Source organism: Enterobacter hormaechei subsp. xiangfangensis, from assembly GCF_001729785.1.
In the GTDB taxonomy this organism is placed as follows: Bacteria; Pseudomonadota; Gammaproteobacteria; order Enterobacterales; family Enterobacteriaceae; genus Enterobacter; species Enterobacter hormaechei_C.
This window is the reverse complement of sequence record NZ_CP017183.1, coordinates 4,586,818-4,602,340: the sequence shown is the minus strand read 5'-3', so window position 1 is coordinate 4,602,340 and position 15,523 is coordinate 4,586,818. Positions and strand designations below refer to the sequence as shown.

Sequence of the window (15,523 nt, the reverse complement as noted above, 5' to 3'; positions counted from 1 at the left end):
CACACCAGGAGGCCGCGGCTTTTCCTGGCAGGCCGCGAATTCTTCCCTATAGACAAGGTGCTTAAGCCTTATATCCACATAGACTAAATAACCATCAGTGAGGTGTGATCTTAATTGATCTTTTATTAATTATTTGATTTAAATAGATAAATAAGTTTTCAATATCACTTTTATCAAGCTGTTATTCACCTGTATTAAAAATATGCACAAACTTATCCACAGTTTTGTTTTGCGAGCGATCTTCCCGATCGCAAAATCTTTTTCTGTATAAAGCGCTAAAACCTGATGTTTTCATCCTTCTGTGGCATCCTTTACCCATAAATTCATAACAGGCACGGACATTATGGTTCAGATCCCAGAAAACCCACTTATACTCGTCGATGGCTCTTCTTACCTGTATCGGGCGTATCATGCGTTTCCTCCTCTGACCAACAGCGCAGGGGAACCTACCGGCGCAATGTACGGCGTGCTGAATATGCTGCGCAGCCTGATTCTGCAATACCATCCAACCCATGCGGCCGTGGTGTTTGATGCGAAGGGTAAAACCTTCCGCGATGAATTATTTGAGCACTACAAATCACACCGTCCCCCTATGCCTGACGATCTGCGTGCGCAGATTGAACCGCTGCACGCTATGGTGAAAGCGATGGGGCTGCCACTGCTGGCGGTCTCTGGCGTTGAAGCTGACGACGTAATTGGTACCCTGGCGCGCGAAGCGGAAAAAGCAGGCCGCCCGGTTCTGATCAGTACCGGTGATAAAGACATGGCGCAGCTGGTAACGCCAGGGATTACGCTGATCAACACCATGACAAACACCATTCTTGGCCCGGAAGAAGTGGTCGCCAAATATGGTGTGCCGCCAGAGCTCATTATTGATTTCCTCGCCCTGATGGGCGATTCCTCGGATAACATTCCTGGCGTGCCGGGCGTGGGTGAAAAAACAGCTCAGGCGCTGCTGCAAGGGCTGGGCGGGCTGGATACGCTGTATGCAGAGTCCGACAAAATTGCCGGTCTTACCTTCCGTGGCGCAAAAACCATGGCCGGAAAGCTCGCCGATAACAAAGAGGTGGCTTATCTCTCCTATCAGTTGGCCACCATCAAAACTGACGTAGAGCTGGAGCTTACCTGCGAGCAGCTGGAAGTGCAGGAACCCGCCGCCGACGAACTGCTTGGTCTGTTCAGAAAATACGAATTTAAACGCTGGACCGCGGATGTTGAAGCCGGTAAATGGCTTCAGGCGAAAGGGGCTAAACCTGCGGCGAAGCCGAAAGAGACCATCGTTGTCGATGCCGAAGAGCAGTCAGAAGAAGAGGCGGTAGCGCTCTCCTTCGACAACTATGAAACCATCCTGGAAGAGTCACGGCTCGTCGCCTGGATTGAAAAGCTGAAAAAAGCGCCAGTATTTGCTTTCGATACCGAAACGGACAGCCTCGATAACATTACGGCTAATATGGTGGGCCTGTCATTCGCAACGGAGCCGGGTATTGCCGCCTATGTTCCGGTTGCTCACGACTATCTGGATGCGCCGGAGCAAATCTCCCGCGAGCGCGCCTTAGAACTGCTGAAGCCGATTCTGGAAGACGAGAAAGCGCTGAAGGTCGGGCAAAACCTGAAGTACGACCGCGGTATTCTGCAAAACTACGGCATTGAGCTGCGTGGTATCGCTTTTGACACCATGCTGGAATCTTACATTCTGGACAGCGTGGCGGGCCGCCATGATATGGATTCCTTATCCGATCGTTGGCTGAAACACAAAACCATCACCTTCGAAGAAATTGCCGGTAAGGGCAAAAATCAGCTGACCTTTAACCAGATCGCGCTGGAAGAAGCAGGCCGCTACGCCGCGGAAGACGCTGACGTCACGCTACAGCTGCATCTCAAAATGTGGCCGAAATTGCAGAAGCACGAAGGGCCGCTGAATGTGTTCCGGAACATTGAGATGCCGCTGGTGCCTGTGCTGTCCCGCATTGAGCGCAATGGCGTTAAAATCGACCCAACGGTGCTGCATAACCACTCTGGTGAGCTGGCGCAGCGCCTGACCGAGCTTGAACAGAAGGCGCATGAGCTTGCTGGCGAGGCATTTAACCTGTCGTCACCGAAACAGCTGCAAACCATCCTGTTTGAAAAACAGGGCATCAAGCCGCTGAAGAAAACCCCAGGCGGCGCCCCTTCAACGTCTGAAGAGGTGCTGGAAGAGCTGGCGCTGGACTATCCGCTGCCAAAAGTTATTCTGCAATACCGCGGCCTGGCTAAGCTGAAATCGACCTATACCGACAAACTGCCGTTGATGATCAACCCGAAAACGGGCCGCGTGCACACCTCCTATCACCAGGCTGTGGCGGCGACCGGGCGACTTTCGTCAACCGATCCTAACCTTCAGAACATTCCGGTGCGTAATGAAGAGGGCCGCCGTATTCGCCAGGCTTTCATTGCGCCAGAGGATTATCTGATTGTCTCCGCGGACTACTCGCAAATCGAACTGCGTATTATGGCGCACCTGTCACGCGACAAAGGCCTGCTGACGGCCTTTGCCGAAGGGAAGGACATTCACCGGGCAACCGCTGCCGAAGTGTTTGGGCTGCCGCTGGAGAGCGTGACAAATGAGCAGCGTCGTAGCGCAAAAGCGATCAACTTCGGTCTGATTTACGGCATGAGTGCCTTTGGTCTTTCACGCCAGCTCAATATTCCGCGTAAAGAGTCGCAGAAGTATATGGATCTCTACTTCGAGCGGTATCCGGGCGTGCTGGAATATATGGAACGTACCCGCGCGCAGGCGAAAGAGAAAGGCTACGTTGAAACGCTGGATGGCCGTCGTCTCTACCTTCCGGACATCAAATCCAGCAACGCCGCGCGCCGCGCGGGTGCTGAACGTGCTGCGATTAACGCCCCTATGCAGGGCACTGCGGCGGACATCATTAAACGCGCAATGATCGCCGTCGATGCCTGGTTGGAAAAAGAGAAGCCGCGCGTGAAAATGATCATGCAGGTACACGATGAACTGGTCTTTGAAGTTCATAAAGACGATCTGGAGACGGTCTCTCAGAAGATCCATGAACTGATGGAAAACAGCATGAAGCTGGACGTTCCGTTGCTGGTGGAAGTGGGTAGCGGCGAAAACTGGGATCAGGCTCACTAAGGGTTAACGGAATAACGCGCGTTTTATGTAAGTAAGCAACATAAGTACGCGCGTTTTGTGACGATCATTAGAATTCCCTATGTAAAGAATGAAAAAAAACTACAAAAAGTGCTTTGTCCAGCGATAAAAAAAGAGTAGAGTTAACGACGTAGGGTACAGAGGTAAGATGTTCTATCTTTCAGACCTTTTACTTCACGTAATCGGATTTGGCTGAATATTTTAGCCGCCCCAGTCAGTAATGTCTGGGGCGTTTTTTATTGCGGCAAAGAAAGTTTCAGGCGAAAAAAAGCGCGGTCATCGCCGCGCCTGTTATTACTCTGCTTCCGCTTCTGTCGCCGGTTCCAGATCGTTAAACCAGCTGTCGAGCTTCTGACGCAGTTTATCCACGCCCTGCTTTTTCAGCGAGGAGAACGGTTCAACCTGTACATCACCGTTGAATGCCAGCACCGCTTCACGAACCTTATTCACCTGTGCCTTGCGCGCGCCGCTCGCCAGCTTATCCGCTTTTGTCAGCAGTACCAGCACCGCAATATCGCTTGCCACCGCCCAGTCAACCATCTGCTGGTCGAGATCTTTCAGCGGATGACGAATATCCATCAGCACCACCAGGCCTTTCAGACACATGCGTTTTTCCAGGTATTCACCCAGCGCACGCTGCCATTTGATCTTCATCTCTTCCGGTACCTGCGCGTAACCGTAGCCCGGTAAATCGACCAGGCGTTTGCCTTCAGCCACTTCAAACAGGTTAATCAGTTGTGTACGGCCAGGTGTTTTTGAGGTACGCGCCAGGTTTTTCTGATTGGTCAGCGTATTCAGGGCACTGGATTTTCCCGCATTGGAGCGGCCAGCAAATGCCACTTCAATCCCTGTGTCTGAGGGCAGGTGGCGAATATCGGGCGCACTGGTGACAAAATGCGTCTGTTGGTAGTTCCAGGTAGTCACGTGGTCGTCTCCAAAAATCGTAATCTGCGGGGATTATACCTGAATGCGGGCAAAAGGCTTTTCCCTTCGTCATTGACATGTAAGTGAAAGCCCTGCGAAATGTAAGAGATTTGCCCTTAAGCGTATGAGAAATTTAAGAGAAATCGCAGGGTCTAAAAAACTCAAGATATTAAAATTCAAAGAGTTATTAATGAGTAATTATCTGAAAATCCGGTTTTGTACCTTTTCGTTGCTTGTTAGTTTAAAGGAACAAGGTAAAGTGTGTGCTACGGCGAGGATGCCAACAGGATAACGACTTAAGGATAAGGGTCAGGAGCGCCAGGAGGCGAAGACTCAGGATTGTCAGGACGACCGGCGCCTGGAGGCGTTTTTAACAGGAAACGGAACCGTATCACGGACGGTAGTAGCCAAGGGATAAACAGGGTTTGTTGCAGGCAAACAGGGAATGTCTGACCCGTTAAGGGTTGTGAGTCAGGAAAAAAGGCGACAGATTGCTCTGTCGCCTTTTTTCTTTGCTTGCTTTCTGCTAGATTTCGCCGCAATTCTATACTGAAGAAAACGACTTAAAGATAAAACATCATGAAAAAACCGACCTCCGCTGCGGGCGCGAAACGCCCTGCAAAAGCACGCCGCAAAACGCGCGAAGAACTGAATCAGGAAGCGCGCGATCGCAAACGCGATAAAAAACATCGTGGCCATGCTGCGGGTAGCCGTGCTAACGGTGGCGGTGCCGCAGGCGCTTCTGCAAAAGGCAAACAGCAGAAAGATCCTCGTATCGGCAGTAAAACTCCCATTCCACTGGGCGTGACAGACACCCCGGTCACTAAGCAGCATAAACCAAAGAGCGAGAAACCTATGCTTTCACCGCAGGCTGAGCTGGATTTGCTGGAGAACGATGAGCGCCTGGACGCGCTGCTGGAACGTCTTGAAGAGGGTGAAACCTTGACCGCCGAAGAGCAGTCATGGGTGGATGCCAAACTGGATCGCATCGACGAGCTGATGCAGAAGCTGGGTCTGTCTTACGATGACGAAGACGATGAAGAAGAAGACGAAAAGCAGGAAGATATGATGCGTCTTCTGAAGGGTGGAAACTAACATTTGCACCCGGCAGGTACACTCGTCCTGCTTATAACCCTTCCGGTTATATGTTATCTGGTGTGGTTATTCGTTAAACTACGGCGGTTGTCGCGGCGACAGAAGTGGCTGCGCACCCGAATGATGGCCCGCAACGGGACCAGAACGGGCCGCCGTATACGAACGCGACACCAACGGAAGGAGTGAGCATGTCTGTACCATCTATCGACTGGGATTTGGCCCTGATCCAGAAATATAACTATTCCGGGCCGCGTTATACCTCATACCCCACCGCGCTGGAGTTTTCTGACGCTTTCGGCGAGGCGGATTTTCAGCATGCTGTGGTGCGCTATCCCGAGCGCCCGCTGTCGCTCTACGTCCATATTCCATTCTGCCATAAGCTCTGCTACTTCTGCGGCTGCAATAAAATCGTTACCCGCCAGCAGCACAAAGCCGATCAATACCTCGATGCGCTCGAACAGGAAATTCTGCACCGCGCACCGCTGTTTAAAGGGCGTCACGTTAGCCAGCTTCACTGGGGCGGTGGTACGCCAACCTATCTGAATAAAGCGCAGATCAGCCGCCTGATGGCGCTGCTGCGCGACAATTTCAGTTTTAACGACGACGCCGAAATTTCGATCGAGGTCGATCCACGTGAAATCGAGCTGGATGTGCTGGATCATTTACGCGCTGAAGGCTTCAACCGCCTGAGTATGGGCGTACAGGACTTCAATAAAGAAGTACAGCGCCTGGTAAACCGCGAGCAGGACGAAGCGTTTATCTTTGCCTTACTCAACCATGCGCGTGAAATCGGCTTTACCTCAACGAATATAGACCTGATTTACGGCCTGCCGAAGCAGACGCCGGAGAGCTTCGCCTACACGCTTAAACGCGTGGCTGAGCTTAACCCGGACCGTCTGAGCGTCTTTAATTACGCGCACCTGCCGACGCTGTTCGCCGCTCAGCGCAAAATCAAAGATGCGGATCTGCCTTCCGCCCAGCAGAAGCTGGACATTTTGCAGGAGACCATCGCCTCGCTGACCGAAACCGGCTATCAGTTTATCGGGATGGATCACTTTGCCCGCCCTGACGACGAACTGGCAATTGCCCAGCGCGAAGGTGTTCTCCACCGTAACTTCCAGGGTTACACCACCCAGGGCGATACCGATCTGCTCGGAATGGGCGTCTCCGCCATTAGCATGATTGGCGACTGCTACGCTCAGAACCAGAAAGAGCTGAAGCTGTACTACCAGCAGGTTGATGAAACGGGTAACGCATTGTGGCGCGGCATTGCGTTAACGCGTGACGACTGCATCCGTCGTGATGTGATTAAGGCGCTTATCTGCAACTTCCGTCTCGAATTCCGCGAGGTGGAGTCGCAATGGGATCTGCAATTCAGCGATTACTTTGCCGAAGACCTGAAACTCTTTGCGCCGCTGGCGAAGGACGGGCTGGTGGATGTGTCGGAAAGCGCGGTGGTCGTCACGCCGAAAGGACGTCTGTTGATTCGTAATATCTGCATGTGCTTCGATGCCTATCTACGTCAGAAGGCGCGTTTACAGCAGTTCTCGCGGGTGATTTAAGTTGAAAAGCCGGGTAAGCGAAGCGCCACCCGGCTTTTCATCAACAGCTCGTTAGCTAAACAGCCCAACCAGCGCCGCACACAGCACCGCCGCAACGGCAGTTTGAGGCGTGTGGCTTTCTGCTGCTCCGCTCGAAAGCAAAGTCACTAATGATTCCAGCATGATGCTCCCCCTGTTTCCGGGCACGATCATACAAAACTCATCGGAACAGTAAAGCGCAAAATAACGGCACTTTGCGCTCAATTAGTAACCTTTACACAGCGGAGTAAGATCACTCCATTCCCAGCTCTTTCAGCTTGCGCGTCAGGGTGTTTCGACCCCATCCCAACAGGCGAGCCGCTTCCTGTTTGTGGCCCTGGGTATGACGAAGCGCGGTAGTTAACAGCGTGCGCTCCATCTCAGGCTGCGCTTCGGAGAGCAGATTTTGATGACCGGAACGCAGCGCGCGATCTGCCCACTGCGCCAGCAGCGTCGCCCAGCTGTCCGGCAGCGCATGTCCGGCGGTGCTTTCGGGCACGGTGGCTTCAAACAGCTCGGCGGGGAGATCCTGAATCAACACTTCCTGTCCGGCGGCCATCACGGTCAGCCAGCGACAGGTGTTTTCCAGCTGACGCACGTTGCCAGGCCACGCCAGACGGGTGAGGGCGGCATCCGTTTCCGGATGAAGCTGCTTGGCTTCCACGCCCAGCTCGCGGGCCGCCACTTGCAGGAAATGGCGCGCCAGACGCGGGATATCTTCCCGACGCTCGCGCAGCGGCGGCAGGTGGACACGGATCACGTTCAGACGATGGAATAAATCTTCACGGAATTTCCCCTCCTGCACGCGCAGCTCCAGGTTCTGGTGCGTCGCGGCAATAATACGCACGTCCACCTTCACCGGCGCATACCCGCCCACGCGGTAAAACTGGCCATCTGCCAGCACGCGCAGCAATCGGGTCTGAACATCCAGCGGCATATCGCCGATTTCATCCAGGAATAGCGTTCCGCCGTCAGCCTGTTCAAAGCGTCCCTGACGAATGGTATTTGCCCCGGTAAACGCCCCTTTTTCGTGGCCGAATAGCTCAGATTCAATCAAATCTTTGGGGATCGCCGCCATGTTCAGGGCGATGAAAGGCGCTTTCGCCCGCGGGCTGTGGCGATGCAGGGCGTGCGCAACCAGCTCTTTACCGGTCCCTGATTCACCGTTAATCAAGACGCTGATAGACGAGCGCGACAGACGCCCGATGATGCGAAACACGTCCTGCATGGCCGGCGCTTCACCGATGATGTCCGTCGTAGGCCCGAAATCCGGCGCGTGGCGGGGCTGCTGTTGCTCCTGATAGTGGCTGATGGCGCGTTCGACCAGGGCAACGGCTTCGTCGATATCAAACGGTTTTGGCAGATAATCAAACGCCCCCTGCTGGTAGGCGCTAACGGCGGCATCCAGGTCGGAGTGGGCGGTCATTATGATGACCGGAAGCATGGGGTGGCGCTGTTTGATCTGCTTTAAGAGCGCCAGTCCGTCCATGCCCGGCATGCGAATATCCGAGAGCAGAACGTCCGGCGTTTTGGTGGTGAGTGCGTCGAGCACCTCGCTGCCGCTCTCAAACGTCGTGCAGCTTAATCCCGCTCCCGTGAGTGCGCGTTCAAGCACCCAACGGATGGAGCTATCGTCATCGACTACCCAGACTATCCCTCGTTGCATAAACGTCACCTTTATTTTTTAATCGGCAGGAAAACCGAAAACTCGGTATGTCCCGGCCAACTGGTAAATTCAATTTTGCCGGAGTGTTGGTCAATCAAATTTCGGGCTATGGATAACCCCAGCCCGGTGCCGCCTTCGCGACCGCTGACCATCGGGTAGAACAGAGTGTCCTGGAGATGCGGTGGGATCCCCGGCCCGTTATCTTCCACATCAATACGTGCCGCCAGACGATAACGCACGCCGTGCAGCGTCAGCTGGAACGCGGTGCGGGTACGCAGAATAATTTCGCCACCCTCCGGGCCCAGCGCCTGCAACGCGTTACGCACAATGTTCAACAGCACCTGTTCAATCTGGTCCGGATCGTGCGCCAGCTCCGGCAGGCTTGGGTCGTAATCACGCACCAGCGTGACGTTATCCGGCAGCTCCATAGAGACGAGTTTCACCACCCGCTCCGCGACCTTGTGAATGCTTTCTGAAACATGCATCCCCGGCTGCTGTGGCCCGAGCAGGCGATCGACCAGATTACGCAGACGGTCCGCCTGCTCGATAATGACGTTGGTATACTCCGCCAGGGCAGGGTCAGGCAGCGCTTTGGTCAAAAGCTGTGCCGCACCGCGTAAGCCGCCCAGCGGGTTTTTGATCTCATGGGCCAGCCCGCGCACCAGGTCGCGCGCCGCAATCTGCTGCGCATGCTGAAGCTGCTCCTGGCTGAGACGACGTTGGTTATCCATCGGCGCCATTTCCAGCAGAATCATGCCATCTGGCAGGCGCTGTGCGGTGAGGGACAAAATATGCGAGCGTCCGTCAATCACCAGCGTCACTTCGTTATCGGTGAAGCCCTGACCCGCCTGCAAACTCTCCTGCATCAGACCAATATTCAGCGAGAAATAGCTCAGCAGTTCCGGCAGCGGCGTGCCAAACAGTTTTCGGGCGCTTTGGGCGAGCAGCTGTTGCGCCGCCGGGTTGGCGTAATGCACCGCCAGCTCGTCGTCGACCAGCAAAATACTGTTAATCAAAGAATTGAGGATCTGCCCAGCATCGGGCAGCGTGCCAGTTGCCATTCAGCAGTCTCCTGGAGTCGTTGCACTATTTTAGTGCAGTATAGCGTTTTAGAGGTAAAAAGCGCGTGAGATCAGGTTGTTGGTGGAGAAAAAAGCCCATCCGAAGATGGGCTAAAGTTTCCACGGCAACTACTCCCGACGCGTATGCGCCGGGTAAAACAAAACAATTAAACGCTGTAGTACAGTTCAAACTCAACCGGGTGCGGCGTCATGCGAACGCGGTCGTTTTCTTCGGTACGCAGCGCGATGTAAGCGTCGATAGCTTCATCGGTGAACACGCCGCCAGCGGTCAGGAACTCGCGGTCTGCGTCCAGCGCTTGCAGGGCTTCTTCCAGAGAGCCGGCAACCTGTGGGATCTCTTTCGCTTCTTCTGGCGGCAGGTCGTACAGGTTTTTGTCCATGGCTTCGCCCGGGTGGATCTTGTTCTTGATACCGTCCAGACCGGCCATCAGCAGTGCTGCGAAGCACAGGTATGGGTTAGCCGCCGGGTCCGGGAAGCGCACTTCGATACGACGCGCTTTCGGAGACGCAACCACCGGGATACGGATAGAAGCAGAACGGTTACGGGCAGAGTACGCCAGCATCACGGGTGCTTCGTAGCCTGGAACCAGACGCTTGTAGGAGTTCGTGGTCGGGTTCGCCAGGGCGTTGATCGCTTTAGCGTGTTTGATAACACCGCCGATGTAGTGCAGCGCCTGCTCAGACAGACCCGCATACTTGTCACCAGAGAACAGGTTGGTGCCGTTCTTGGACAGGGACATGTGGCAGTGCATGCCGGAACCGTTGTCGCCAAACATTGGTTTTGGCATGAAGGTCGCGGTTTTACCGAAACGGTGCGCAACGTTGTGTACAACGTATTTGTAGATCTGAATCTCATCCGCTTTTTTGGTCATGGTGTTGAAGCGGGTAGCGATCTCGTTCTGGCCAGCCGTTGCCACTTCGTGGTGGTGAGCTTCAACAACCAGGCCCATCTCTTCCATGATCAGACACATGGTAGAACGGATGTCCTGTGAAGAATCGACCGGAGGAACCGGGAAGTAACCGCCTTTCACGCCCGGACGGTGACCTTTGTTACCACCTTCGTACTTGGTGGAAGAGTTCCATGCGCCTTCGATATCATCGATAGCGACGTGGGAGCCAGAAATGGAAGCACCAAAACGGATGTCGTCGAACAGGAAGAACTCTGGCTCTGGCCCGAACAGAACGGTGTCTGCGATGCCGGTAGAGCGCAGGTACTCTTCAGCGCGTTTTGCGATGGAGCGTGGGTCACGGTCATAGCCTTGCAGCGTGCCAGGTTCCAGAATATCGCAGCGGATGATCAGCGTAGGTTCTTCGTAGAACGGGTCAATGAGCGCAGTGGTTGCATCTGGCATCAGAACCATGTCGGATTCGTTAATGCCTTTCCAGCCGCCAATGGAGGAGCCGTCAAACATTTTGCCTTCTTCAAAGAATTCGGCGTTCACCTGATGAGCAGGGATCGTGACGTGCTGTTCTTTACCTTTGGTATCGGTGAAGCGCAGATCAACAAACTTCACTTCATGTTCGTTCAGCATCGTCAAAACGTGTTCAGCGGACATACTTAACTCTCCAGATTGGTCATTGTCGTCGTGGTAACGAGGTCTTCAAATCGGCTGGGCTGCCATATTTTTACTGTATTTCTGTAAAGCGAAATCTGTGCCAACTTTTAAAACACCCCAAAAAGGCGTTATCATGCGCACCATAGTGCAGAAGGGCTGCACCACATTGGATTTGTTGCACCATTATAGTGCTTCTGTGTGAACATCGAGCACCATATTGGTGCAATTTACGTTAAAGTGCCCTTTTACCGCTCCGTGAAAGCGATCACAAAGCATCTCTGCAATACTTGTTTGCGGGGGATGTTTGTGATCCTGTTTTGTAGTGCGATTAATCCGTGTACAATAACGCGCTATTTCTAAATGCCTGAGGCAAAGTTGTGATCGAAAAATTGCGTAATATCGCCATCATCGCGCACGTCGACCATGGTAAAACTACCCTGGTTGATAAGCTGCTACAGCAGTCCGGTACGTTTGATGCTCGTGCCGAAACTCAAGAGCGTGTGATGGACTCCAACGATTTGGAGAAAGAGCGTGGGATTACCATCCTCGCCAAAAACACCGCTATCAAATGGAATGACTACCGTATCAACATCGTTGATACCCCAGGGCACGCCGACTTCGGTGGTGAAGTTGAGCGCGTGATGTCCATGGTGGATTCCGTGCTGCTGGTGGTTGACGCATTTGATGGCCCTATGCCGCAAACGCGCTTCGTGACCAAAAAAGCATTTGCCCACGGCCTGAAACCTATCGTTGTGATCAACAAGGTTGACCGTCCTGGCGCGCGTCCTGACTGGGTTGTTGACCAGGTCTTCGACCTGTTCGTTAACCTCGACGCGACCGACGAACAGCTGGACTTCCCTATCGTTTATGCGTCTGCGCTGAACGGTATCGCCGGTCTGGATCACGAAGACATGGCGGAAGACATGACTCCGCTGTACCAGACGATTGTTGACCGCGTTCCTGCGCCAAACGTTGACCTGGAAGGCACCCTGCAAATGCAGATCTCTCAGCTCGACTACAACAACTATGTTGGCGTAATCGGCATTGGTCGTATCAAGCGCGGTAAAGTGAAGCCTAACCAGCAGGTCACTATCATCGATAGCGAAGGGAAAACCCGTAACGGTAAAGTCGGTAAAGTGCTGACTCACCTGGGTCTTGAGCGTATCGAGAGCGACATCGCTGAAGCGGGCGACATCATCGCCATCACCGGTCTGGGTGAACTGAACATCTCCGACACCATCTGCGATCCGCAGAACGTCGAAGCGCTGCCAGCCCTGTCCGTTGATGAACCAACCGTATCCATGTTCTTCAACGTCAACACTTCTCCGTTCTGTGGTAAAGAAGGTAAGTTCGTTACCTCTCGTCAGATCCTTGACCGCCTGAACAAAGAGCTGGTGCACAACGTTGCGCTGCGCGTTGAAGAAACCGAAGACGCTGATGCATTCCGCGTTTCGGGTCGTGGTGAGCTGCACCTGTCTGTTCTGATTGAGAACATGCGTCGTGAAGGTTTCGAGATGGCGGTTTCCCGTCCGAAAGTTATCTTCCGCGAAATCGATGGCCGTAAACAAGAGCCGTTCGAAAACGTAACGCTGGACGTTGAAGAGCAGCACCAGGGTTCTGTGATGCAGGCACTGGGTGAGCGTAAAGGCGACCTGAAAAACATGAATCCAGATGGCAAAGGCCGCGTACGTCTCGACTACGTGATCCCAAGCCGTGGCCTGATCGGCTTCCGTTCTGAGTTCATGACCATGACTTCCGGTACCGGTCTGCTGTACTCCACCTTCAGCCACTACGACGACGTTCGTCCGGGCGAAGTGGGCCAGCGTAACAACGGCGTGCTGATCTCCAACGGTCAGGGTAAAGCGGTTGCGTTTGCGCTGTTCGGTTTGCAGGATCGCGGTAAGCTGTTCCTGGGTCACGGTGCTGAAGTTTACGAAGGCCAGATCATCGGTATTCACAGCCGTTCTAACGACCTGACGGTAAACTGTCTGACCGGTAAGAAACTGACCAACATGCGTGCGTCCGGTACTGACGAAGCAACGGTTCTGGTTCCACCGATCAAGATGACCCTGGAGCAGGCGCTGGAATTCATCGATGATGACGAACTGGTCGAAGTGACGCCTCAGTCAATTCGTATCCGTAAACGTCACCTGACTGAGAACGATCGTAAACGTGCAATGCGCGGTGCGAAAGAAGACTAATTCGGTTATGCCGTAGGCCGGGTAAGCGCATGCGCCACCCGGCAACGAAAAAGCCGCTGAGCGATCAGCGGCTTTTTTATTAGAACGAATACCGTAACCCTAAACGGATCCGGTACTGCTCCCGGTTGTAATCATTCCATCGGTCCAGCCACTGTAGCTCAAGATACGGCAGCCAGTTTCTGTCGATTTTATAGCTGAACTTGTTAGTAATTTCCCAGTGATGATCTTTGCCATTTTTGCTGTGGTAATCATTCACCCGCTGGAAAAAGTGCGGCTCAAAGGTGTAGAAAAACGCATCCGTCACTTTGAAATTCCAGTAGTTGGCGAATTCATGCGTGTCGTTCTTATCCATCTGCCCGTTATAGTCCGGCGTATCGTAATTGTTATGGTTATAGCGATAGCGGAACGTCAGATTAAACCAGTCCGTAAATTTGTAATTGGTATCTAAATAAACCGCGCCACCTGATCCTGCGCTGCTGTCATTAATTAAGCCGCCGGGCTGGAAGGTCAGTTTGTCGGTCGGTTTGAAGAGCGGATACCACCCCTCGATTTCGTTATAGCTGTGTTTCAGTTCGTCCCATTTCCCCACGTTATAAGCGTTGGTGAACATCAGCCCCGCGCCCATATCGAAGTTATAGCCCGCACGCAGGATCACTTCGTGCAGCTCTGAGGCGGTGTTGTAGGCTTCGCGCGTTTCGACGTAGGCCCCGGCAAATACCGGGCAGGACACAGACGACACGATCAGTACGGTGATGATTCTTTTCATAATTTGTCCATGTATCAGGTACAGAAAGGCCTCCCTCCTGATAAACAGGAAGGACATAGTGGCCGGATTTATTGTTATAAAGTGACTGCTGACGCTTTATTGTTGGTGGTTATCTCAGGGGTATTTGCTGTCTGTTTCTTCCGTTTTCCAATCTCCTCGATAATAAAGGCGAAGCGCGCTTCGTTGAGTTTATAAAATAGCCCCATGGTCACGGCGGCGACGATTGCCAGGCCGCACGGCCAGAGGAAAATAAGCTGACGCAACCCAAGCAGCGTGCCCGCGCTCTGCACGGCGTGAGGAACGTAGCCAATCTGGGTCAGCATGATGCCGGGCAGGAAACCGGCGAGCGCGGCGGAGATTTTGCGCGAGAAGGTATAGCCGGTATACACCGACCCTTCGGCGCGAATGCCGGTTTTCCACTCGCCGTAATCAACGGTATCCGGCACCAGCGCCCAGTTCAGGCTATTAACAAACGCCGTGCCGAAGAAGGCCATGCAGGAAAACAGCACGAACAGCAGGGAGCTGGTCCCCCAGAAAAAATTCAGCACGTCGCCCACCGCCCACAGCGTCAGCCCGCCCAGATAGACCGGCTTCTTGCCAAAGCGCTTCACCGCGCCGGGCACCAGAAACACGCCAATCAGAATGCAGCCCATGCTGAAAAAGCCCATCCACGACAGGAGATGCAGATCGTTCAGCACGTACTGGGTGTAATAGACCTGAATCGCCAGCTTGATGTTAAACGCGGCGAGGGTACAGAGGTTGGCGATGCACAGCACCAGCAGCGGCGGATTGCGGAAAATCGCGCAGAATGATTTCAGAATGCCGGGCTTATGGTGATCGGGCGTAAGCTCGACGTAGCGTTCTTTCACCCCGCTGTAGCACCACCACATGCAGAACAGCCCCCCGGTGACGAACACCAGCGCGGCCACCAGATAGCCGAGTGAGGGCTGGCTGATGAACAGCGCCTGAATCGGCATAAAGCCGACGGTGCAGAGCAACAGTCCTACCGTTGCGCCGCCTTGACGCCACGCCGCAAGCTGCGCGCGCTCGTTCGGGTTTTTGGTGATGGCCGGAACCATTGCACCGTAGGCGCAGTTCATCAGGCTGTAGCAGAGGCCAAACATCATGAAGAGCACGGTGGCGAGGGCCGTTTTCACCGTCAGGCTAAAGTCGTTGGCCATAAACTGCGCCGTCGCGACCAGCGCCACCGGAACGGAGGCGTAAAGTATGAATGGCCTGAACTTCCCCCTCGGGCCAATGTTACGCCGGGAATCCAGCAGCACCCCGGTCAGCATGTCGGTGAACGCGGTAAAGAACTTGGCGACCAGAAAAATGATGCCGCCGTAGAACGCGGGCATGCCCAGCTCGTCCGTGTAAAACTTAAGCAGATACAGCGTGCCAATACACAGCATCAGGTTCGAGCCAAAATCACCCATCCCGTAGGCGCACTTCTCTCGCAGGCTCAATTTCAGGGTTAACGGATCAGTATTATGTGTCAT

12 protein-coding genes are annotated in these 15,523 nt (G+C 53.8%); 5 read left to right on the top strand and 7 right to left on the bottom strand.

What is annotated here, in order from left to right; all coding sequences use genetic code 11:
• The first annotated feature begins 343 nt into the window (after positions 1 to 343).
• A complete protein-coding gene (gene polA, locus BFV63_RS21960) occupies positions 344 to 3,136 on the top strand; it encodes a DNA polymerase I (RefSeq protein ID WP_023323904.1) in 2,793 nt (930 codons plus the stop codon).
• A 166-nt stretch (positions 3,137 to 3,302) separates the two neighbouring features.
• On the top strand, positions 3,303 to 3,350 hold the full coding sequence (gene spfP / locus BFV63_RS23645; protein ID WP_071892919.1) for a small protein SpfP: 48 nt from the start codon (positions 3,303 to 3,305) through the stop codon (positions 3,348 to 3,350).
• 98 nt (positions 3,351 to 3,448) lie between these two features.
• On the opposite strand, the gene yihA is transcribed toward spfP, so the two are convergent.
• A complete protein-coding gene (gene yihA, locus BFV63_RS21955; protein WP_069597594.1) occupies positions 3,449 to 4,078 on the bottom strand; it encodes a ribosome biogenesis GTP-binding protein YihA/YsxC in 630 nt (209 codons plus the stop codon).
• Positions 4,079 to 4,657: 579 nt separating this feature from the next.
• Between yihA and yihI the strand changes: the two genes are divergently transcribed.
• Positions 4,658 to 5,173 (top strand): Der GTPase-activating protein YihI, encoded by a 516-nt coding sequence (yihI, locus tag BFV63_RS21950; RefSeq protein ID WP_014885763.1) that lies wholly within the window; start codon positions 4,658 to 4,660, stop codon positions 5,171 to 5,173.
• 188 nt (positions 5,174 to 5,361) lie between these two features.
• A complete protein-coding gene (hemN, locus tag BFV63_RS21945; protein WP_069597593.1) occupies positions 5,362 to 6,735 on the top strand; it encodes an oxygen-independent coproporphyrinogen III oxidase in 1,374 nt (457 codons plus the stop codon).
• 51 nt (positions 6,736 to 6,786) lie between these two features.
• On the opposite strand, the gene BFV63_RS23165 is transcribed toward hemN, so the two are convergent.
• The 4 genes from BFV63_RS23165 to glnA all read right to left on the bottom strand — a co-directional run bounded on the left by BFV63_RS23165 (position 6,787) and on the right by glnA (position 11,057).
• A complete protein-coding gene (locus BFV63_RS23165) occupies positions 6,787 to 6,897 on the bottom strand; it encodes a YshB family small membrane protein (RefSeq protein ID WP_017382667.1) in 111 nt (36 codons plus the stop codon).
• A 109-nt stretch (positions 6,898 to 7,006) separates the two neighbouring features.
• Positions 7,007 to 8,419 carry a nitrogen regulation protein NR(I) gene (gene glnG, locus BFV63_RS21935; protein ID WP_003861919.1) on the bottom strand — a complete coding sequence of 471 codons (1,413 nt, stop codon included), beginning with the start codon at positions 8,417 to 8,419 and terminating at the stop codon, positions 7,007 to 7,009.
• Between the two features lie 11 nt (positions 8,420 to 8,430).
• Positions 8,431 to 9,480 carry a nitrogen regulation protein NR(II) gene (glnL, locus tag BFV63_RS21930; protein WP_003861923.1) on the bottom strand — a complete coding sequence of 350 codons (1,050 nt, stop codon included), beginning with the start codon at positions 9,478 to 9,480 and terminating at the stop codon, positions 8,431 to 8,433.
• 167 nt (positions 9,481 to 9,647) lie between these two features.
• Positions 9,648 to 11,057 (bottom strand): glutamate--ammonia ligase, encoded by a 1,410-nt coding sequence (gene glnA, locus BFV63_RS21925; RefSeq protein ID WP_003861925.1) that lies wholly within the window; start codon positions 11,055 to 11,057, stop codon positions 9,648 to 9,650.
• A gap of 377 nt (positions 11,058 to 11,434) precedes the next feature.
• Between glnA and typA the strand changes: the two genes are divergently transcribed.
• Positions 11,435 to 13,258: a ribosome-dependent GTPase TypA gene (gene typA / locus BFV63_RS21920; protein WP_003861927.1), complete on the top strand. Its 1,824-nt coding sequence runs from the start codon at positions 11,435 to 11,437 to the stop codon at positions 13,256 to 13,258.
• 79 nt (positions 13,259 to 13,337) lie between these two features.
• Here typA and ompL read toward each other — a convergent pair whose 3' ends face one another.
• Both ompL and BFV63_RS21910 read right to left on the bottom strand, forming a co-directional pair.
• A complete protein-coding gene (gene ompL / locus BFV63_RS21915) occupies positions 13,338 to 14,024 on the bottom strand; it encodes a porin OmpL (RefSeq protein WP_003861929.1) in 687 nt (228 codons plus the stop codon).
• Between the two features lie 74 nt (positions 14,025 to 14,098).
• Positions 14,099 to 15,523 carry an MFS transporter gene (locus tag BFV63_RS21910; RefSeq protein ID WP_023315060.1) on the bottom strand — a complete coding sequence of 475 codons (1,425 nt, stop codon included), beginning with the start codon at positions 15,521 to 15,523 and terminating at the stop codon, positions 14,099 to 14,101.

Coding starts and splice junctions, on each gene's coding strand:
- polA (WP_023323904.1), top strand. CDS start 344: ATGGTTCAGATCCCAGAAAACCCACTTATACTCGTCGATGGCTCTTCT.
- yihI (WP_014885763.1), top strand. CDS start 4,658: ATGAAAAAACCGACCTCCGCTGCGGGCGCGAAACGCCCTGCAAAAGCA.
- hemN (WP_069597593.1), top strand. CDS start 5,362: ATGTCTGTACCATCTATCGACTGGGATTTGGCCCTGATCCAGAAATAT.
- BFV63_RS23165 (WP_017382667.1), bottom strand. CDS start 6,897: ATGCTGGAATCATTAGTGACTTTGCTTTCGAGCGGAGCAGCAGAAAGC.
- glnG (WP_003861919.1), bottom strand. CDS start 8,419: ATGCAACGAGGGATAGTCTGGGTAGTCGATGACGATAGCTCCATCCGT.
- glnL (WP_003861923.1), bottom strand. CDS start 9,480: ATGGCAACTGGCACGCTGCCCGATGCTGGGCAGATCCTCAATTCTTTG.
- glnA (WP_003861925.1), bottom strand. CDS start 11,057: ATGTCCGCTGAACACGTTTTGACGATGCTGAACGAACATGAAGTGAAG.
- ompL (WP_003861929.1), bottom strand. CDS start 14,024: ATGAAAAGAATCATCACCGTACTGATCGTGTCGTCTGTGTCCTGCCCG.
- BFV63_RS21910 (WP_023315060.1), bottom strand. CDS start 15,523: ATGACACATAATACTGATCCGTTAACCCTGAAATTGAGCCTGCGAGAG.